The following is a 17537-nucleotide window of genomic DNA, read 5'->3' on the forward strand; positions in this document are numbered from 1 at the left end:
GAAGGGGCTCAGGCGCTGGTGACGGCGGCAGCGCGGTGTTCCAGAATCCGCATGACGTGGGCCGTCATGCGTTGGGCGTCGGCGGGGATGCCGTCGGTGTAGAGCTCGAAGGCGCGGGCGGCTTGGTGCACCACCATGCCGATGCCGTCGATCGTGCGGCAGCCCTTTTGCCGGGCGATGCGCAGCAGTTCGGTCTCCAGCGGGAAATAGATGATCTCGGCAAACCAATGCCGGGGCTCCAGCAGGTCTGGATTCAATGGGGTGCCCGGGTGCTTGTGCATGCCGACCGGCGTGGCGTTGATCAAGCCGTCGGCCGCCTGCATCGCATGGGCCAAGTCGCCGCCCGCCGTGACCGGAACGTGCGGAAATCGGGCCTGCAATGTCCGGGCCAGGGCCTGCGCCCGCATCGGGGCCTGATCGAACAGGGCCAGATGCCCGGCCCCCAGGCGCAAAATGGCGTCGGCCACGGCGGCGCCCGCGCCTCCGGCGCCCAGTTGTACGACGCGGCCGATGGATTCGCCGCTCATGTGCTGCCGGATGTTTTGGGCAAAACCATAGTGGTCGGTGTTGTGGCCGATGCGTCGGCCTGCATGCAGCACCACCGTATTGACGGCGCCGATGGCGCGCGCCTCGTCGGACAGGGCATGCAGGTGCGGGATGATGGCCTGCTTGCAAGGATGGGTGATGTTCAGGCCCTTGAAGCCGAAGCGTTCCGCGGCCGTCAACAATTCAGGCAGGGCCGACGAAGTCAATCGCAACTCATCCAGATCGATGCGCTGGTACAGGCACAGAATGCCGTGCTGGGCAGCCTCTCCTTCATAGAGGGCGGGGCTGAGGGATTGGCCGATGCCCTCGCCGATCAGGCCGAGCAGCAGGGCGGGTGTTTCAGTGTGCAGTCGCATATCCATCCTGGGTTGCATGTACTAACTGGTACATGCAATTCACTATAGTGATCGACCTTAGAGGCGTCAAACATATCTTTCTAGGGATTTTCCCGGGGCTGGACGGAGTCCCGTCCGGGGGAAGAGGGGTGCGCGCGGCGGCGTGCCGCTCAGCGGCTCCGGTCCGGCTCCGGTGCGGCGGAGCCGTTGCGGACCAGTTCGAAGTTCACGTCGTAGGACAGGCCCAGCGCCACGGCGCCACAGGCGTCGGGGTGGGAGAACTCGTTATCGTCGAAGGGCACGGCGCGCGCGGCCAGCGTTCGCACGGCGTATGGAACGTCCGGCACGCCGAAAGCAAGGCGCGCGAACTGTTCGTCCCATTTCACGTCGAACAATGCATCGCCCGAGGGCTCGACCAGTTGCAGATGGAATCGGCCGCCGGGACCGCGCAGGATGGTCCCGCGGGGCAGGATGCCGAAGCGCGTGTCTGGCGGCAGGGCGCGGCATCCCAGCAGCCGGGCGTAGAAATCGGTCCAGTACGGCGTCCGGCCGGGATCGATGTAGTGCACCAGGCCGAAAAAGTGCAGTCCCGGAACGAGGGCGGGTGCGTCGTGGTCGGGCGTGAGGTAGTCGAAATCCACATCGTAGATCGAGAAGCCGGGCCGCCGCTCGACCAGGTAGAGAACGGAATCGCCGACGCCGCTGATGCCGGGAATGTTCAGTTCCATGGCGGCGGCGCGTGTGGGAACCGGGTGTGCGCCTTGCCGCAGGCAGTGGTTGTAGGCCTGGGCGGCGTCGGCTACGTGCAGGGCGACCGCCTGGATGCGGTCGCTTTCGACCGCCGGGTGTTCGGCCAGCGTGGCGGCATCGGCATTGACGATGATATTCATCGTCCCTTGGCGATACAGTCGCACCGCGCGCGAGCGGTGCCGCGCAATGAGGCGAAAGCCCAACTGTTCAAGGGCGCCGCCCAGGGTGTCGGGTTGTCGGGACAGGTATTCGACGAACTCGATGCCCAGAACCCCGGCCGGGTTCGTGTCTTCGTCTGAGTCGGACATGTCTCGCTCCACTGTGATGGGCCTGCTCGAGCCGAAGATAGCACAAACGCAGGATGAATTAACAGTTTAGTTAATCAAGTTCGATGTGTACATGAAACGCGGTGCGGGCGGATGCGGGCGAGGCGCGGGACGGAAGTGAATAACTCTTTGCCCTGCCAAAACAAATCATGCTAAACTTCCTGGCTTGCTGGGTTAATGGCATCTGGTCGCGGTATGCGCCGCCGGTCTTGTGCCTGATTTTCGCCCCAGCGATCCGGGGGCCTGCGGCCCCCGGCAAGCAGCCCTTGTGCAAGACCCGCTCTTTACGTCATTCGTTTCAGGCGGATTTTGCGCACATCGCCTGAAAATGCCCCGCCGCGCCCCGCGCGGCCAAGCAGATCCAGGCACTCTGAATATCGACGTAAAACGTACGCAAGTACAAAGGATGCGTAAAGGTCATGCCTACCATTGCTCAACTGCTGCGCAAGCCGCGCCAAGTCAGTCGCGAGAGCAGCAAGAGCCCGGCGCTGGAAAACTGCCCCCAGCGTCGCGGCGTCTGCACCCGTGTTTACACCACCACCCCCAAGAAGCCGAACTCCGCCCTGCGTAAGGTCGCCAAAGTGCGCCTGACCAATGGCTACGAGGTCATCTCCTACATCGGCGGCGAAGGCCACAACCTCCAGGAACACTCGGTGGTTCTGGTGCGTGGCGGCCGTGTGAAGGATCTTCCCGGTGTGCGCTACCACATCGTCCGCGGTTCCCTGGATCTGCAGGGCGTCAAGGATCGCAAGCAGGCCCGTTCCAAGTACGGCGCCAAGCGTCCCAAGAAGTAATTCTCCCCGCTTCATCGCAATACCCCGATCGCTCTGGATCGGGCCGTGCAGCCGCAGCCATGAACGTTGCGGCACGTAAGTGGCTCTCCCTGATGGAAGCCGTGGCCGCCAGGCGGCTCAACTGAATCGTCACAAGGAAATCGAAATGCCTCGTCGTCGCGAAGTACCGAAACGTGAAATCCTCCCCGATCCCAAATTTGGCAGTGTCGAGCTGGCCAAGTTCATGAACGTCGTCATGCTGTCCGGCAAGAAAGCCGTGGCGGAACGCATCGTGTACGGCGCCTTGGACCAGATCCAGGCCAAAACGGGCAAGGAACCCATCGAAGTCTTCAACACCGCCATCAACAACATCAAGCCGGTGGTCGAAGTCAAGTCCCGCCGCGTCGGTGGCGCCAACTATCAGGTGCCGGTTGAAGTGCGCCCCGTGCGCCGCCTGGCCCTGGCCATGCGCTGGCTGCGCGAAGCCGCCAAGAAGCGCGGCGAGAAATCGATGGACCTGCGCCTTGCGGGTGAGCTGATGGATGCCGCCGAAGGCCGCGGCGGCGCCATGAAGAAGCGCGAAGACACCCACAAGATGGCCGAGGCCAACAAGGCCTTCAGCCACTTCCGCTGGTAATCCAGCCGGTCAATCACCAGGAAATACATCATGGCCCGCAAAACTCCCATCGAGCGCTATCGCAACATCGGCATCTCGGCGCACATCGACGCCGGGAAGACCACCACCACCGAGCGCATCCTGTTCTACACCGGCGTCAATCACAAGATTGGCGAAACCCATGAAGGCTCGGCCACCATGGACTGGATGGAGCAGGAACAGGAACGCGGCATCACCATCACGTCGGCGGCCACCACGGCCTTCTGGCGCGGGATGGAGCACCAGTACGAAGAACACCGCGTCAACATCATCGACACCCCGGGCCACGTCGACTTCACCATCGAAGTCGAACGCTCGATGCGCGTGCTCGACGGCGCCTGCATGGTGTATTGCGCCGTGGGCGGCGTGCAGCCGCAGTCCGAAACCGTGTGGCGCCAGGCCAACAAGTACGGCGTGCCCCGTCTGGCCTTCGTCAACAAGATGGACCGCACCGGCGCGAACTTCTTCAAGGTCTACGACCAGCTCCGGCTGCGCCTGAAGGCCAACCCCGTGCCCATCGTCATCCCGATCGGCGCCGAAGAGGACTTCAAGGGCGTCATCGACCTGACCAAGATGCGCGGCATCATCTGGGACGAAGCCTCCCAGGGCACGAAGTTCGACTACATCGACATCCCTGCCGATATGGTCGATCAGGCCAACGAGTGGCATGAAAAGCTGATGGAATCGGCTGCCGAGGCCAACGAGGAACTGATGAACAAGTACCTCGAGACCGGTTCGCTGACCGAGCAGGAAATCGATCGCGGCATCCGCATCCGCACGATCGCCGGCGAAATCCAGCCGATGCTGTGCGGCACCGCCTTCAAGAACAAGGGCGTGCAGCGCATGCTGGACGCGGTCATCGACTACCTGCCGTCCCCGGTGGACATCCCCCCGGTCAAGGGCACCGACGACGAAGGCAATGAAATCGTCCGCCAGGCCAATGACAAGGAAAAGCTGTCCGCCCTGGCGTTCAAGCTGATGACCGATCCTTTCGTGGGCCAACTGACCTTCATCCGCGTGTATTCGGGCGTGCTGGCTTCCGGCGACACCGTCTACAACCCGATCAAGGGCAAGAAGGAACGCATCGGCCGCATTCTGCAGATGCACGCCAACAACCGCGCCGAAATCAAGGAAGTGGTGGCGGGCGACATCGCCGCTGTCGTGGGCCTCAAGGAAGTCACCACGGGTGAAACCCTGTGCGACGTGGGCGATCACGTCCTGCTGGAGCGCATGGAATTCCCCGAGCCCGTGATCTCCCAGGCCGTGGAACCCAAGTCCAAGGCCGACCAGGAAAAAATGGGCATCGCCCTGCAGCGCCTGGCCGCCGAGGATCCGTCCTTCCGCGTGCGCAGCGACGAAGAGTCCGGCCAGACCATCATTTCCGGCATGGGCGAACTGCACCTCGAAGTGCTGGTCGACCGCATGCGCCGTGAATTCGGTGTCGAGGCCAACGTCGGCAAGCCGCAGGTGGCCTACCGCGAAACCATCCGCAAGACCTGCGAGGAAATCGAAGGCAAGTTCGTCAAGCAGTCCGGCGGGCGCGGCCAATACGGTCACGTCGTGCTCAAGCTCGAACCCCTCGAGGCGGGCGGCGGCTACGAATTCGTGGACGCCATCAAGGGCGGCGTGGTGCCGCGCGAGTTCATCCCGGCGGTGGACAAGGGCATCCAGGAAACCCTGCCTGCGGGCGTGGTGGCCGGTTATCCGGTCGTGGACGTCAAGGTCACGCTGTTCTTCGGTTCGTACCACGATGTGGACTCGAACGAAAACGCGTTCCGCATGGCGGCTTCGATGGCGTTCAAGGACGGCATGCGCAAGGCCAACCCGGTCCTGCTCGAGCCCATGATGCACGTCGAAGTCGAAACCCCGGAAGACTACGCCGGCACGGTGATGGGCGACTTGTCGTCCCGCCGCGGCATGGTCCAGGGCATGGACGACATCCCGGGCGGTGGCAAGATCATCAAGGCCGAGGTTCCCCTGGCCGAGATGTTCGGTTATTCGACCAGCCTGCGTTCGCAGACCCAGGGTCGCGCCACCTACACGATGGAATTCAAGCAGTACGCCGAGGCGCCGCGCAACGTCGCCGACGAAGTCATCGCCGCTCGCGGCAAGTAATACACGGCCCGGCCGGCAGGCCGGGCGCTCACCTTTCATTTCCTGGGAAATACGAGAAATATCATGGCAAAAGGCAAGTTTGAACGGACCAAACCGCACGTGAACGTGGGTACGATCGGCCACGTTGACCACGGCAAGACGACGCTGACGGCGGCGATCACGACGGTGCTGGCCAAGGCGATGGGCGGCGAAGCCAAGGGCTACGACCAGATCGACAATGCGCCCGAAGAGAAGGCGCGCGGGATCACGATCAACACCTCGCACGTGGAATACGAGACGGCCAACCGTCACTACGCGCACGTGGACTGCCCGGGTCACGCGGACTATGTGAAGAACATGATCACGGGTGCGGCGCAGATGGACGGCGCGATTCTGGTGTGCTCGGCCGCTGACGGCCCGATGCCGCAGACGCGCGAGCACATTCTGCTGGCCCGCCAGGTGGGCGTGCCCTACATCATCGTGTTCCTGAACAAGTGCGACATGGTCGACGACGAGGAACTGCTGGAACTGGTCGAGATGGAAGTGCGTGAGCTGCTGTCCAAGTACGACTTTCCGGGCGACGACACGCCGATCATCAAGGGTTCGGCCAAGCTGGCGCTCGACGGCGACGAAGGTCCGCTGGGTGCGCAGGCGATCATGCAACTGGCCGAGGCGCTGGACAGCTACATCCCGACGCCCGAGCGCGCGGTCGATGGCGCGTTCCTGATGCCTGTGGAAGACGTGTTCTCGATCTCGGGTCGGGGCACGGTGGTGACGGGCCGCGTGGAGCGCGGCATCATCAAGGTGGGCGAGGAAATCGAGATTGTGGGCATCCACGACACGGTCAAGACGACGTGCACGGGCGTGGAGATGTTCCGCAAGCTGCTGGACCAGGGCCAGGCGGGCGATAACGTGGGGATTCTGCTGCGCGGCACCAAGCGCGAGGAAGTCGAGCGCGGCCAGGTGCTGGCCAAGCCCGGTTCGATCCACCCGCACACGAACTTCACGGCCGAGGTGTACATTCTGTCCAAGGAAGAGGGCGGTCGCCACACGCCGTTCTTCAAGGGCTATCGTCCCCAGTTCTACTTCCGCACGACGGACGTGACGGGCACGATCGAGCTGCCGGCCGACAAGGAAATGGTGCTGCCGGGCGACAACGTGTCGATGACGGTGAACCTGATTGCGCCGATCGCCATGGAAGAAGGCCTGCGCTTTGCCATCCGCGAAGGCGGGCGCACCGTGGGCGCCGGCGTCGTCGCCAAAATCATCAAGTAATTGATGGATCGGCGGGGGGCCAGCCTCCCGCCCCTTTCGTTCTTTAGGGGTTTCCCATGAAAAGCCAGAAAATCCGTATCCGCCTGAAGGCGTTCGACTACAAGCTGATCGACCAGTCCGCCGCCGAGATCGTCGATACGGCCAAGCGCACCGGCGCCGTGGTGCGCGGTCCCGTGCCGCTGCCCACGCGCATCCGCCGCTACGACGTGCTGCGCTCGCCGCACGTCAACAAGACTTCGCGCGACCAGTTCGAGATGCGCACGCACCAGCGCCTGATGGACATCGTCGATCCCACCGACAAGACCGTGGACGCTCTGATGCGCCTGGATCTGCCGGCCGGCGTGGACGTCGAGATCGCCCTGCAGTAATTCCGTCCGGGCCGTTTGCGCGGCCCGCCCGGACCGGACCGCCCCGCCCTCCAGGCAGGGCGGTTTTTTCATTCCCGGCTCGCCCCGGCATCGCTCCCCCCGGGGCCGGCATGCCGGGGGGTGGTTTTGGGGATGTTTTTATGCTAGAATCAAGGGCTTCGTCGTCCATTTTGGTGTAGCAGATGCATGGACGGCGGGATTTACAGCCCCGGCCAATCGCAGTCGGGATTTAAAACTGTGGGGAAACACCCCCCGGAGAAAACAATGTCGAATTCGACACCTACGCCCGCCGCCTGGCGGCTCGGGCTCGTGGGGCGCAAGGTTGGCATGACCCGCATCTTTACCGAGGAAGGCGAGTCCATCCCGGTCACGGTGCTGGATGTGTCCAACAACCGCGTCACCCAGGTCAAGACGCCTGAAATCGACGGCTATGCAGCGGTCCAGGTCGCCTACGGCGAGCGCCGCGCCTCTCGCGTCACCAAGGCCCAAGCCGGCCATTACGCCAAGGCCGGCGTCGAAGCCGGTTCCATCCTCAAGGAATTCCGTCTGGATCCCGCCCGCGCCGCCGAATTCACGGCGGGCGCCGTGGTCGCCGTGGAGTCCGTGTTCGAAGTCGGCCAGCAGGTCGACGTCACCGGCACCACCATCGGCAAGGGCTTCGCGGGCACGATCAAGCGCCACCACTTCGGTTCCCAGCGCGCTTCGCACGGCAACTCGCGTTCGCACCGCGTGCCGGGCTCCATCGGCCAGGCCCAGGATCCGGGCCGCATCTTCCCCGGCAAGAAAATGTCCGGTCACCTGGGTGATGTCACCCGCACCGTCCAGAACCTGGATGTCGTGCGCGTGGACGCCGAGCGCGGCCTGCTGCTGGTGAAGGGCGCCGTCCCCGGCCACAAGAACGCCGATATCGTCGTGCGCCCCGCCGTCAAGGCGACGCCCAAGAAAGGAGCCTAATCATGGAACTCAAGCTCCTGAATGATCAGGGTCAATCCTCGGCCACCGTGGCCGCCGCCGATGAGATCTTCGGCCGCGACTTCAACGAAGCCCTGGTTCACCAGATCGTCGTGGCCTACCAGGCGAATGCCCGCATGGGCAACCGCGCCCAGAAAAACCGCGAAACGGTCAAGCACTCCACCAAGAAGCCCTGGCGCCAGAAGGGCACCGGCCGCGCCCGTTCCGGGATGACTTCCTCGCCGATCTGGCGTGGGGGTGGCCGCGCGTTCCCGAACTCGCCGGACGAGAACTTCAGCCACAAGGTCAACAAGAAGATGTACCGCGCCGGCTTGCGCGCCATCTTCTCGCAACTGGTCCGCGAAGATCGCCTGGCCGTGGTTGAGAGCTTCACCCTCGAAGCCCCGAAGACCAAGCTGGCCGCCGCCAAGCTCAAGGATCTGGGCATTGCCGAACCCGTCCTGATCATCACCGATGCCCTGGACGAAAACGTCTATCTCGCGACGCGCAACCTGCCCCACGTGGCGGTCATCGAAACGCGCTACGCCGATCCGCTGTCCCTGGTCCACTACAAGAAAGTGCTGATCACCAAGCCGGCGATCGCCCAACTCGAGGAGTTGCTGGGATGAATGCCGAACGTCTGATGAAAGTCATCCTGGCGCCCGTCGTGACCGAAAAGTCCACGATGATCGCCGAAAAGAACAACCAGGTCGCTTTCCGCGTCGTCGCCGACGCCACCAAGCCGGAGATCAAGGCCGCCATCGAACTGCTGTTCAAGGTCGAGGTCGAGTCCGTGCAGGTTGCCAATCGCAAGGGCAAGGAAAAGCGCTTCGGCCGTTTCATGGGCCGTCGCCGCAACGAACGCAAGGCCTACGTCTCGCTCAAGGCCGGGCAGGAAATCGACTTTACGGAGGTGAACTAAATGCCGCTGGTCAAAGTCAAACCCACGTCCGCCGGTCGCCGGGGCATGATCAAGGTCGTGCACCCCGAGCTGCACAAGGGCCCGGGCTACGCCCCCCTGCTGGAACCGCAATCGCGCCATTCCGGCCGTAACAACAACGGCCACATCACCGTCCGCCATCGTGGCGGCGGCCATAAGCAGCACTACCGCGTCGTCGATTTCCGCCGCAACAAGGACGGTATCGCCGCCCGCGTCGAGCGCCTGGAATACGATCCGAACCGGACGGCGCACATTGCGCTGCTGTGCTACGCCGATGGCGAGCGCCGCTACATCATCGCTCCGCGCGGCCTGGAAGTCGGCTCCACCGTCATGTCCGGCGCCGACGCGCCGATCCGTGCCGGCAATACGCTGCCCATCCGCGCCATCCCGGTCGGCGCCACCATCCACTGCATCGAGATGCAGCCGGGCAAGGGCGCCCAGATCGCCCGCTCGGCCGGCTCGTCGGCCGTGCTGCTGGCCCGCGAAGGTGTCTACGCTCAGGTCCGCCTGCGTTCCGGCGAAGTCCGCCGCGTTCACATCGATTGCCGCGCCACCATCGGCGAAGTCGGCAACGGCGATCACAGCCTGCGCCAGATCGGCAAGGCCGGCGCAATGCGCTGGCGCGGCGTGCGTCCGACGGTCCGTGGCGTCGCCATGAACCCGGTGGATCACCCGCACGGCGGCGGTGAAGGCCGCACCGGCGAAGGCCGCGAACCCGTCAGCCCGTGGGGTACTCCCGCCAAGGGCTACCGGACCCGTCGTAACAAGCGGACGGACAATATGATTGTCTCTCGCCGCAAGCGCAAATAAGGGGCGAACACTATGTCACGTTCGATCAAGAAAGGCCCGTTCGTCGATGCGCATCTGATCAAGAAGGTCGATGCCGCCGTCGGGGGCAAAGAAAAGAAGCCGATCAAGACCTGGTCGCGCCGTTCCACCATCCTGCCCGAATTCATCGGGCTGACGATTGCCGTGCACAACGGCCACCAGCACGTTCCCGTGTATATCAACGAGAACATGGTCGGCCACAAGCTCGGCGAATTCGCCCTGACGCGCACCTTCAAGGGGCACGCGGCGGACAAGAAGGCCAAGAGGTAAGCCATGGAAACTACCGCAGTCATCCGCGGCGTCCATATTTCCGCGCAGAAGACCCGCCTGGTGGCGGATCTGATCCGTGGGAAGTCCGTGGCGCACGCCCTCAACATCCTCACGTTCAGCCCCAAGAAGGCCGCCGGCATCCTGAAAAAGGCGCTGGAATCGGCCATCGCCAATGCCGAACACAATGATGGCGCCGACATCGACGAACTGAAGGTCACCACGATCTACGTCGACAAGGCCCAATCGATGAAGCGGTTTTCCGCGCGCGCCAAAGGCCGCGGCAACCGCATCGAAAAGCAGACCTGCCACATCGTGGTCAAGGTCGGGGCGTAAGGAGTCGCAATGGGACAGAAAATTCACCCGATTGGGTTCCGCCTCGCGGTCAACCACAACTGGACTTCTCGCTGGTACGCGAACGACAAGGTCTACGGCAGCATGCTCGCCGAAGACATCCGCGTGCGTGAATACCTGAAGAAGAAACTCAAATCCGCTTCCGTGGGCCGCGTCATCATCGAGCGCCCCGCCAAGAACGCCCGCATCACTGTGTACTCGGCCCGCCCGGGCGTGGTGATCGGCCGCCGCGGCGAGGACATCGAAACGCTGAAGGCCGACCTGCAGCGCCTGATGGGCGTGCCCGTGCACGTCAACATCGAGGAAATCCGCAAGCCGGAAACCGACGCGCAGCTCATCGCCGACTCGATCGCCCAGCAGCTCGAAAAGCGCATCATGTTCCGCCGCGCCATGAAACGCGCCATGCAGAACGCCATGCGCCTGGGCGCCCAGGGCATCAAGATCATGTCCTCCGGCCGCCTGAACGGCATCGAGATCGCTCGTACCGAGTGGTACCGCGAAGGCCGCGTGCCTCTGCACACGCTGCGCGCGAACATCGACTACGGCTTCTCGGAAGCCCAGACGACCTACGGGATCATCGGGATCAAGGTCTGGGTCTACAAGGGCGACATGCTGCCCAACGGCGAAATGCCCCCGGAAACCGCCGCCCCGCGTGACGAAGAACGCCGTCCGCGCCGTGCGCCGCGTGGTGATCGTCCGGGCCGTCCCGGCGACAACCGCGGCCGTGGCCGTGGCCCGCGCCGTGATGCCGCCTCGGCTGCTCCGGCGCCTGAAGGAGAATAAACATGCTGTCACCCTCTCGCAGGAAGTACCGCAAGGAACAGAAAGGCCGCAATACCGGCCTGGCCACGCGCGGTGCCCAGGTCTCCTTCGGCGAGTTCGGTCTGAAGGCCACCGGTCGTGGCCGCCTGACCGCTCGCCAGATCGAGGCTGCCCGTCGTGCCATCAACCGTCACATCAAGCGTGGCGGCCGCATCTGGATCCGGATCTTCCCGGACAAGCCCATTTCGCAGAAGCCCGCCGAAGTCCGGATGGGTAACGGCAAGGGCAACCCGGAGTTCTGGGTCGCGGAAATTCAACCCGGCAAGGTGCTGTACGAAATGGAAGGCGTGAGCGAAGAACTCGCCCGCGAAGCGTTCCGCCTGGCCGCCGCCAAGCTGCCCATCAGCACGACCTTCGTGTCGCGCCGCGTGGGCGCCTAGGAGATCAGGATATGAAAGCCAGTGAACTGCGCGCCAAGGATGCCGCCGGGCTCCAGGCCGAGCTCGAGAGCCTGCTGAAGGCACACTTCAACCTGCGCATGCAGCGTGCCACCCAGCAGCTTTCCAACACCAGCCAGTTGGGCAAGGTGCGTCGCGATATCGCGCGCATCCGCACCATCATGACTGAGAACGCAGGAAAGTAATATGACTACCGAAACCCAGAAAGATACCGCCAAGCGTCAACGCACGCTGGTCGGCAAGGTCGTCAGCAACAAGATGGACAAGTCCGTCGTCGTCAGCGTCCAGACCCGTGTCAAGCACCCCGTGCTGGGCAAGTTCGTCAATCGCACCGCGAAGTACAAGGCGCATGACGAAGCCAACCAGTACAACGAAGGCGACACCGTCGAAATCGCCGAAGGCCGCCCCATCTCCAAGACCAAGTCCTGGACCGTGGTGCGCCTGATCGAGGCCGTGCGCATCATCTGATGCCGCTGCCGGCCTGCGGATTTCCTCCGCTGGCCACGACTTCGCGCGGCTTCGGCCGCGCCGCCCGGACCCCGCCTCGCGCGGGGTCTTTTCATGGGCGCGCCGGGCCGACCGGCCATGATCCGGCGCAAGCCGCCGCCGCCGGCGGACCGGCGCCTCCGGCGTAATCCTGTAGCATGTCAATTTTCACAAGAGGCATCCGTCATGGACATCACGTGTTTCGACGATCTGCTGCAGGCGGCGCGCCTGCAGCCCGAGCCGCAGCGCCTGCTGTTCGTCTTCGCCGCCAGCTCGGTGCCGGACGATGCCACGCCGCAACAGAAGGCCAGCCATGCCCGGGGCGAAGGCGGCGAATTGACGCCCATCCTGTGCGTGGACAAGACACCGGACGAACTGGATACGTTCGCCGCGCTGGCGGAGGAGTCGCGCCGCACCGGCCAGGATTGGCATGTCGTGTTCGTGGCCGCCATGGCCGACCAGACGGCCTATCTGCCGGATAACAAAGACGTGGATCAGGCATTCCAGCGCATGACGCAGATGATCAAGTACGGCACGGTCAGTTCGCTGCTGGCGTTCGACCGGACCGGCGAACCGATCCAGTTCAGCGCGGCCTGATTCCGCCCCCGGCCACCGCGCCGGTCGTCCGCCCCCGCCCGGCATCGAGAGGATACTCATGAAAGAGCGCGTTCATCGCTGGTTGTGCCTGGGCCTGCTGAGCCTGCTGGCGGCGTGCGCCGCCCCCGGACGGCCGGCAACGCAGGCGGCCGGGCCAGGGTCCGCCCCGCCCGCCACCCAGGCTGCGGCGGCGGCTTACGACGCGGGGATGGACATCTTCCATCCGGTCGCCGCGCGGCATGGGATGGTGGTCGCGGAGCAGGCGCAGGCCGCGCGGGCGGGGCTGGAGATGCTGCGGGCGGGCGGCAACGCCGTCGATGCGGCGGTGGCCGTCGGATTCACGCTGGCGGTGACATTGCCGAATGCCGGCAATCTGGGCGGCGGCGGCTTCATGATGGTGCACCAGGCCGGCGGGCAAGACTTCGCCCTGGATTTCCGCGAGACAGCGCCGGGGCGGGCGACGCGCGACATGTACCTGGATGCGCATGGAAAAGTCGTGGACGGCCGTTCCCTGCACACCCACCAGGCGGTGGGCGTGCCCGGGACGGTGGCCGGCCTGACCCATGCCCTGACACGCTGGGGGTCGCTGCCCCTGGAGCAGGTCATGGCGCCCGCCATCCGCCTGGCGGAGCGGGGCTATCCTGTCAGCCCCACCTTGGCCGATGCCCTGGCGAAGAACGCGGAACCCATGGGCCGCTGGCCCGCGACGCGGAAAATCTTCTGGCGCGATGGCCGCCCTCTGCGGGCCGGCGAGCGGCTGGTGCAGCGCGACCTGGCGCGCACCCTGCGCCTGATCGCGCGCGAGGGTGCGCACGCCTTCTACCAGGGCCCGATCGGAGACGGCATCGCCGCCGAGATGGCGCGTCATGGCGGCTTGATCACGCGGCAGGATCTGGCGGGCTACCGGGCCATCGAGCGCCAGCCCATCGTCGGCACCTACCGCGGCTATCGGATCGTGACCATGCCGCCGCCCAGCTCGGGCGGGATCCACATGGTCCAGATCCTGAACATGATGGAATCCTGGCCCATCGCCCAGTGGGGCGCGGGCAGCGCGCGCACCCTGCACCACATGGCCGAGGCGATGAAGCTCGCCTACGCGGATCGCGCCGAATACCTGGGGGATACGGACTTCGTCCGGGTGCCCGTCGCGGGCCTGGTCTCCAAGGCCTATGCCCGGCATCTGGCCGCCGGCATCGCGCCCGAGCGCGCCCGGCCGGCAGCCGATGTCCGGCCGGGCCGGCCGCAACCCTACGAAAGCGATCAGACCACGCATTTCTCCGTGGCCGACGCGGCGGGCAACGCGGTGGCCGTCACCTACACCCTGAACACCAACTTCGGTTCGGGCATCGTGGCCGAGGGCACCGGCATTCTGCTGAACAACGAGATGGACGATTTTTCGGCCAAGCCGGGCGTGGCCAATGTCTACGGCCTGATCGGCGGCGAGGCGAACGCCATCCAGGCCGGCAAGCGGCCGCTGTCGTCCATGACGCCGACCCTCGTGCTGCGCGACGGGCGGCCGTGGCTCGTCACGGGCAGCCCCGGCGGCGCGCGCATCATCACCACGGTGCTCGAGACCGTGACCGATGCCATCGACTTCGGCATGAACCCGGCGGAATCGGCCGCCCGCCCGCGTTTCCACCATCAGTGGCAGCCCGACGAGCTGCGGGTCGAAAAAGGCTTCAGCCCCGATACGCTGGCCTTGTTGCGCCGCTATGGGCATCGTATTGCCGTCAAGCCCGCCATGGGCCGGACACAGACCATCCTGATCCGCGACGGCATGCTGTACGGGGCCTCGGACCCGCGCAACCCGGACGGCGCCGCGCTCGGGTACTGAGCGCCGGCCCCCGTGCCGCGAAGGCCGGGAGGCCGGCCGGCGGTATCGGGCCGCCTACGCCTTCTTCTCGTTGCGCAGTTCCTTGCGCAGGATCTTGCCCACGTTGCTGCGCGGCAGATCCTCGCGGAACTCCACGTACTTCGGCACCTTGTAGCCCGTCAGCAGCTTGCGGCAGTGCGCGATCACATCGGCTTCGGTCAGGTTCGGATCCTTGCGGATCACGTAGAGCTTGACCACTTCGCCTGAAGCGCCATTGGGTACGCCGATCGCGGCCGCCTCGAGGATGCCGGGGTGCTCGATGGCGGCGGCCTCGACTTCGTTGGGGTAGACATTGAAACCCGACACCAGGATCATGTCCTTCTTGCGGTCCAGCAGGAAGACGTAACCCTTGTCGTTCATGTAGCCGATGTCGCCGGTCAGCAGCCAGCCGTCCGCATCGAAGACCTTGGCGGTTTCCTCGGGGCGGTTCCAGTAGCCGGCCGTGACTTGCGGGCCCTTGACGCAGATCTCGCCCGACTCGCCGATGGCGACGGTGCGGTTGTCGTTGCGCACGGCCACGTCGGTCGACGAGACCGGCAAGCCGATGGAGCCGTTGAAATCAACCTTGTCGAGCGGATTGATGGTCACGGCGGGTGAGGTTTCCGTCAAGCCGTAAGCCTGGGCGATGGGCTTGCCGGTGATTTTCAGCCAGCGCTGGGCAATGGCTTCCTGCACGGCCATGCCGCCGCCCAACGTGGTCTGCAGGCTGCTGAAGTCCAGCTTGCTGAAGTCGGGATGATTCAGCAGCGCATTGAACAGGGTGTTGACGCCAGTCAGGGCGGTGAACCTGACCTTGCCCATCTCTTTGATGAAGGCCGGGATGTCGCGCGGATTGACGATCAGCAGATTGCTGGCGCCCAGCCGCATGAAGGTCAGGCAGTTCGCCGTCAGCGCAAAGATGTGATAGAGGGGCAGCGCCGTCACGATGCACTCGCGGTCGCCGTTGCAGAAGGGCCGCACCCAGGCGTAGGCCTGGCAGACGTTGGACACCAGGTTGCCGTGGCTCAGCATGGCGCCCTTGGCCACGCCGGTGGTGCCGCCGGTGTATTGCAGCGCCGCCAGGTCGTCGTGCGTCAGTGCCGGGGGGTGGAAGGGCGCGCGGGCGCCGGCGGCCAGCACGTCGCGCAGGCGCAAGGCGCCCGGGATCTTCCAGGCGGGCACCATTTTCTTGACGTGGCGGACCACCAGGTCGGTGATCGCCCCCTTCGGAAAGCCCAGCATCTCGCCCAGCGAGGTCACCACCACGCGCTTGACCTGGGTGCCGGGCAGCGCCTGCTGCAGGGTGTGGGCGAAGTTTTCCGCCACCACCACCGTCGTGGCGCCCGAATCGACCAGTTGATGGTTCAGTTCATGCGCCGTATAGAGCGGGTTGGTGTTGACCACCGCCGCGCCCGCCATCAGCGTGCCAAACAGGCAGACCGGGTATTGCAGCAGATTGGGCATCATCAGCGCGACGCGGTCGCCTTTTTCCACGCCCTGGGATTGCAGCCAGGCCGCGAAGGCCTGGGCCTTGTCCCGTGTCTGCGCGTAGGTCATGGATGCACCCATGCTGATGTACGCCGTGTTGCCGGCATACTGCCTGCAGCTTTGCTCGAACAGGTCGGCCAGCGAATCGAAGGCGGCGGCCTGATCGGTGATGTCAGCCGGCACCCCCTCGGGGTAGTGTTCCAGCCAGATGCGTTCCATGATGCGGTTCCTTATGTGTCTATCAGTTGTTTTTGGAGTCCTGGCCCAGCAGGGCCTTCTTCAGGGATTCCTGGGCCGGGTGGGCGCCCAGCCAGACCTTCAGGAGCGCGGTGGCGAAGCGAGGATCCTTGACCTCCCCCAGCGCCTTTCCCTTGAATGATACCGAGACTGTCCCCTGATTGAAAACGACGTCCACCAGATCGCCGGAGGCGCCCTCGCCGCCGGTTTTCATGAACGCCTCGAAATGGGCGATCGTGTCGGCCATGTCGCGCAGCTCGGCCTCGGTGCAGTTGGCTTTCAGGCCGTCGTTCAGCGCATCGGTCAGCGCCTTGCTGTTGATGTCGCGCAGCAGCGTCAGACGCAGCATCTGCGGCTCGGGGCTGGTCAGGATCGTGTCGGCGTCCTGTGTCGGCTGCAGCCGGTACAGGGCGGCGACGTAGACGTGGAAGACGAAGCGCTGGCGCAATCCGGCGCCATTGAGCACCAGGCTCTGGCCGGCGACCGACTGCTGTTCCGGCACGTCCACGTTGGCCACGGTCAGGGCCAGGGCGGGCGGGGCCGCGCACAGGCCGGCGGCCGCCAGGACCAGGGCCGCGAAGGGGGGCAGCGCCTTGCGCAGCAGCGCGCCGCGCGCGTGCCGCGCCGCATCGGGCAATGTGTTCGGGTGAGTCATGTTTCGTCTCCCGCCGCGTCGGTGCGCGGCTTGCGTTGTTTGTAATAGGCCTTGTCGGCCAGGTAGATGGTGCGCCGGACTTCCGTGTGCACCGTGCCCTCGGCATCCTTCAGGTTGACCTGGTAGACCCGTTCGGTCTCGTGGTCGCGGTCCAGCGTGTCGCGGATGTCCTGCAGTTCGGCCTCCGTCAGGATGAAATCCGCGTACAGCGTGCGAAAGGCCGGTTTGCGGTAGCGGATTTCGGCGGCCTTGTCCCAGATGATGGCGTCCCGCCCCAGGCGGGCCATCAGCATGCCGACGTGCACGCCGTCCGTCACGGCGAACAGCGAACCGCCGAAGAGCGAGCCCACGATGTTGCGCGTGCGCCGCGTCAGCGCCAGGCGCACGCGCACGTGCAGCAGATCGTGGGATACATATTCCACCCGGCCTCCCGTCGCGCGGAAGGCCGGATGCAGGTTGAAGCCCGTGCGCATGGCGCGCGCCCGCCACCGGGGCGGCAGGCGTTTCAACTGCGACAACTTCATGCCAGGCTCACGGTGG

Annotated in this window: 22 protein-coding genes; 17 read left to right on the forward strand and 5 right to left on the reverse strand. The window is 65.0% G+C overall.

Annotated features, from left to right (window positions below; translation table 11 throughout):
* Nucleotides 1-8: 8 nt before the first annotated feature.
* Nucleotides 9-902, reverse strand: coding sequence for a shikimate dehydrogenase (locus ABRZ00_RS05440; RefSeq protein ID WP_368642689.1), 894 nt, complete (start codon nucleotides 900-902; stop codon nucleotides 9-11).
* A gap of 149 nt (nucleotides 903-1051) precedes the next feature.
* Nucleotides 1052-1939 (reverse strand): 4-hydroxyphenylpyruvate dioxygenase, encoded by an 888-nt coding sequence (locus tag ABRZ00_RS05445; protein ID WP_368642688.1) that lies wholly within the window; start codon nucleotides 1937-1939, stop codon nucleotides 1052-1054.
* Between the two features lie 437 nt (nucleotides 1940-2376).
* Between ABRZ00_RS05445 and rpsL the strand changes: the two genes are divergently transcribed.
* The 17 genes from rpsL (at nucleotide 2377) to ggt (ending at nucleotide 14599) form a co-directional block, all read left to right on the forward strand.
* The gene (rpsL, locus tag ABRZ00_RS05450) at nucleotides 2377-2751 is read left to right on the forward strand and encodes a 30S ribosomal protein S12 (RefSeq protein WP_320348442.1); all 375 of its coding nucleotides are present in this window, start codon (nucleotides 2377-2379) and stop codon (nucleotides 2749-2751) included.
* A 145-nt stretch (nucleotides 2752-2896) separates the two neighbouring features.
* The gene (gene rpsG / locus ABRZ00_RS05455) at nucleotides 2897-3367 is read left to right on the forward strand and encodes a 30S ribosomal protein S7 (protein WP_269356106.1); all 471 of its coding nucleotides are present in this window, start codon (nucleotides 2897-2899) and stop codon (nucleotides 3365-3367) included.
* A 30-nt stretch (nucleotides 3368-3397) separates the two neighbouring features.
* Nucleotides 3398-5500 carry an elongation factor G gene (gene fusA / locus ABRZ00_RS05460; RefSeq protein ID WP_343835956.1) on the forward strand — a complete coding sequence of 701 codons (2103 nt, stop codon included), beginning with the start codon at nucleotides 3398-3400 and terminating at the stop codon, nucleotides 5498-5500.
* Nucleotides 5501-5563: 63 nt separating this feature from the next.
* Entirely contained in the window at nucleotides 5564-6754 is a 1191-nt protein-coding gene (gene tuf, locus ABRZ00_RS05465; protein WP_368639903.1) for an elongation factor Tu, read from the forward strand.
* A gap of 56 nt (nucleotides 6755-6810) precedes the next feature.
* Nucleotides 6811-7122 carry a 30S ribosomal protein S10 gene (gene rpsJ, locus ABRZ00_RS05470; protein ID WP_043679008.1) on the forward strand — a complete coding sequence of 104 codons (312 nt, stop codon included), beginning with the start codon at nucleotides 6811-6813 and terminating at the stop codon, nucleotides 7120-7122.
* Nucleotides 7123-7386: 264 nt separating this feature from the next.
* Entirely contained in the window at nucleotides 7387-8076 is a 690-nt protein-coding gene (rplC, locus tag ABRZ00_RS05475; RefSeq protein WP_343834859.1) for a 50S ribosomal protein L3, read from the forward strand.
* 2 nt (nucleotides 8077-8078) lie between these two features.
* The gene (gene rplD, locus ABRZ00_RS05480) at nucleotides 8079-8702 is read left to right on the forward strand and encodes a 50S ribosomal protein L4 (RefSeq protein WP_343834860.1); all 624 of its coding nucleotides are present in this window, start codon (nucleotides 8079-8081) and stop codon (nucleotides 8700-8702) included.
* The gene (rplW, locus tag ABRZ00_RS05485; RefSeq protein ID WP_343834861.1) at nucleotides 8699-8995 is read left to right on the forward strand and encodes a 50S ribosomal protein L23; all 297 of its coding nucleotides are present in this window, start codon (nucleotides 8699-8701) and stop codon (nucleotides 8993-8995) included. Before rplD ends, rplW begins: the two co-directional genes overlap by 4 nt.
* Complete coding sequence (gene rplB / locus ABRZ00_RS05490; RefSeq protein ID WP_343834862.1) at nucleotides 8996-9823, forward strand: 50S ribosomal protein L2; 828 nt, start codon at nucleotides 8996-8998, stop codon at nucleotides 9821-9823.
* 12 nt (nucleotides 9824-9835) lie between these two features.
* Nucleotides 9836-10111 (forward strand): 30S ribosomal protein S19, encoded by a 276-nt coding sequence (rpsS, locus tag ABRZ00_RS05495; RefSeq protein ID WP_043678997.1) that lies wholly within the window; start codon nucleotides 9836-9838, stop codon nucleotides 10109-10111.
* Between the two features lie 3 nt (nucleotides 10112-10114).
* Nucleotides 10115-10444: a 50S ribosomal protein L22 gene (gene rplV / locus ABRZ00_RS05500; protein ID WP_043678994.1), complete on the forward strand. Its 330-nt coding sequence runs from the start codon at nucleotides 10115-10117 to the stop codon at nucleotides 10442-10444.
* 9 nt (nucleotides 10445-10453) lie between these two features.
* The gene (gene rpsC, locus ABRZ00_RS05505) at nucleotides 10454-11245 is read left to right on the forward strand and encodes a 30S ribosomal protein S3 (RefSeq protein ID WP_343834863.1); all 792 of its coding nucleotides are present in this window, start codon (nucleotides 10454-10456) and stop codon (nucleotides 11243-11245) included.
* A gap of 2 nt (nucleotides 11246-11247) precedes the next feature.
* The gene (rplP, locus tag ABRZ00_RS05510; RefSeq protein WP_043678990.1) at nucleotides 11248-11664 is read left to right on the forward strand and encodes a 50S ribosomal protein L16; all 417 of its coding nucleotides are present in this window, start codon (nucleotides 11248-11250) and stop codon (nucleotides 11662-11664) included.
* An 11-nt stretch (nucleotides 11665-11675) separates the two neighbouring features.
* Nucleotides 11676-11867, forward strand: a complete 192-nt coding sequence (gene rpmC, locus ABRZ00_RS05515; protein ID WP_343834866.1) for a 50S ribosomal protein L29 — start codon at nucleotides 11676-11678, stop codon at nucleotides 11865-11867.
* A 1-nt stretch (nucleotide 11868) separates the two neighbouring features.
* Complete coding sequence (rpsQ, locus tag ABRZ00_RS05520; protein WP_343834867.1) at nucleotides 11869-12150, forward strand: 30S ribosomal protein S17; 282 nt, start codon at nucleotides 11869-11871, stop codon at nucleotides 12148-12150.
* 204 nt (nucleotides 12151-12354) lie between these two features.
* On the forward strand, nucleotides 12355-12765 hold the full coding sequence (locus ABRZ00_RS05525) for a ribonucleotide reductase subunit alpha (protein ID WP_368647859.1): 411 nt from the start codon (nucleotides 12355-12357) through the stop codon (nucleotides 12763-12765).
* Between the two features lie 58 nt (nucleotides 12766-12823).
* On the forward strand, nucleotides 12824-14599 hold the full coding sequence (ggt, locus tag ABRZ00_RS05530) for a gamma-glutamyltransferase (RefSeq protein ID WP_368647860.1): 1776 nt from the start codon (nucleotides 12824-12826) through the stop codon (nucleotides 14597-14599).
* Between the two features lie 54 nt (nucleotides 14600-14653).
* Here ggt and ABRZ00_RS05535 read toward each other — a convergent pair whose 3' ends face one another.
* From ABRZ00_RS05535 to ABRZ00_RS05545, 3 genes are read right to left on the reverse strand one after another with little or no spacing between them, the layout of a single operon-like run.
* Nucleotides 14654-16324: an AMP-binding protein gene (locus ABRZ00_RS05535; RefSeq protein WP_368647861.1), complete on the reverse strand. Its 1671-nt coding sequence runs from the start codon at nucleotides 16322-16324 to the stop codon at nucleotides 14654-14656.
* Nucleotides 16325-16346: 22 nt separating this feature from the next.
* Complete coding sequence (locus ABRZ00_RS05540) at nucleotides 16347-16997, reverse strand: chalcone isomerase family protein (RefSeq protein ID WP_368647862.1); 651 nt, start codon at nucleotides 16995-16997, stop codon at nucleotides 16347-16349.
* Nucleotides 16994-17521: a DUF4442 domain-containing protein gene (locus tag ABRZ00_RS05545; protein WP_368647863.1), complete on the reverse strand. Its 528-nt coding sequence runs from the start codon at nucleotides 17519-17521 to the stop codon at nucleotides 16994-16996. The genes ABRZ00_RS05540 and ABRZ00_RS05545 overlap by 4 nt, the downstream gene beginning before the upstream one ends.
* Nucleotides 17522-17537 lie beyond the last annotated feature (16 nt).

Source organism: Castellaniella ginsengisoli (assembly GCF_040955415.1).
Taxonomy (GTDB): Bacteria; Pseudomonadota; Gammaproteobacteria; order Burkholderiales; family Burkholderiaceae_B; genus Castellaniella; species Castellaniella ginsengisoli.

Coding starts and splice junctions, on each gene's coding strand:
- rpsC (WP_343834863.1), top strand. CDS start 10,454: ATGGGACAGAAAATTCACCCGATTGGGTTCCGCCTCGCGGTCAACCAC.
- fusA (WP_343835956.1), top strand. CDS start 3,398: ATGGCCCGCAAAACTCCCATCGAGCGCTATCGCAACATCGGCATCTCG.
- ABRZ00_RS05535 (WP_368647861.1), bottom strand. CDS start 16,324: ATGGAACGCATCTGGCTGGAACACTACCCCGAGGGGGTGCCGGCTGAC.
- ggt (WP_368647860.1), top strand. CDS start 12,824: ATGAAAGAGCGCGTTCATCGCTGGTTGTGCCTGGGCCTGCTGAGCCTG.
- ABRZ00_RS05545 (WP_368647863.1), bottom strand. CDS start 17,521: ATGAAGTTGTCGCAGTTGAAACGCCTGCCGCCCCGGTGGCGGGCGCGC.
- rplV (WP_043678994.1), top strand. CDS start 10,115: ATGGAAACTACCGCAGTCATCCGCGGCGTCCATATTTCCGCGCAGAAG.
- rpsQ (WP_343834867.1), top strand. CDS start 11,869: ATGACTACCGAAACCCAGAAAGATACCGCCAAGCGTCAACGCACGCTG.
- rplP (WP_043678990.1), top strand. CDS start 11,248: ATGCTGTCACCCTCTCGCAGGAAGTACCGCAAGGAACAGAAAGGCCGC.
- rpsJ (WP_043679008.1), top strand. CDS start 6,811: ATGAAAAGCCAGAAAATCCGTATCCGCCTGAAGGCGTTCGACTACAAG.
- rpsL (WP_320348442.1), top strand. CDS start 2,377: ATGCCTACCATTGCTCAACTGCTGCGCAAGCCGCGCCAAGTCAGTCGC.
- rpsG (WP_269356106.1), top strand. CDS start 2,897: ATGCCTCGTCGTCGCGAAGTACCGAAACGTGAAATCCTCCCCGATCCC.
- rpmC (WP_343834866.1), top strand. CDS start 11,676: ATGAAAGCCAGTGAACTGCGCGCCAAGGATGCCGCCGGGCTCCAGGCC.
- rpsS (WP_043678997.1), top strand. CDS start 9,836: ATGTCACGTTCGATCAAGAAAGGCCCGTTCGTCGATGCGCATCTGATC.
- rplC (WP_343834859.1), top strand. CDS start 7,387: ATGTCGAATTCGACACCTACGCCCGCCGCCTGGCGGCTCGGGCTCGTG.
- rplB (WP_343834862.1), top strand. CDS start 8,996: ATGCCGCTGGTCAAAGTCAAACCCACGTCCGCCGGTCGCCGGGGCATG.
- ABRZ00_RS05525 (WP_368647859.1), top strand. CDS start 12,355: ATGGACATCACGTGTTTCGACGATCTGCTGCAGGCGGCGCGCCTGCAG.
- rplW (WP_343834861.1), top strand. CDS start 8,699: ATGAATGCCGAACGTCTGATGAAAGTCATCCTGGCGCCCGTCGTGACC.
- ABRZ00_RS05540 (WP_368647862.1), bottom strand. CDS start 16,997: ATGACTCACCCGAACACATTGCCCGATGCGGCGCGGCACGCGCGCGGC.
- tuf (WP_368639903.1), top strand. CDS start 5,564: ATGGCAAAAGGCAAGTTTGAACGGACCAAACCGCACGTGAACGTGGGT.
- ABRZ00_RS05445 (WP_368642688.1), bottom strand. CDS start 1,939: ATGTCCGACTCAGACGAAGACACGAACCCGGCCGGGGTTCTGGGCATC.
- ABRZ00_RS05440 (WP_368642689.1), bottom strand. CDS start 902: ATGCGACTGCACACTGAAACACCCGCCCTGCTGCTCGGCCTGATCGGC.
- rplD (WP_343834860.1), top strand. CDS start 8,079: ATGGAACTCAAGCTCCTGAATGATCAGGGTCAATCCTCGGCCACCGTG.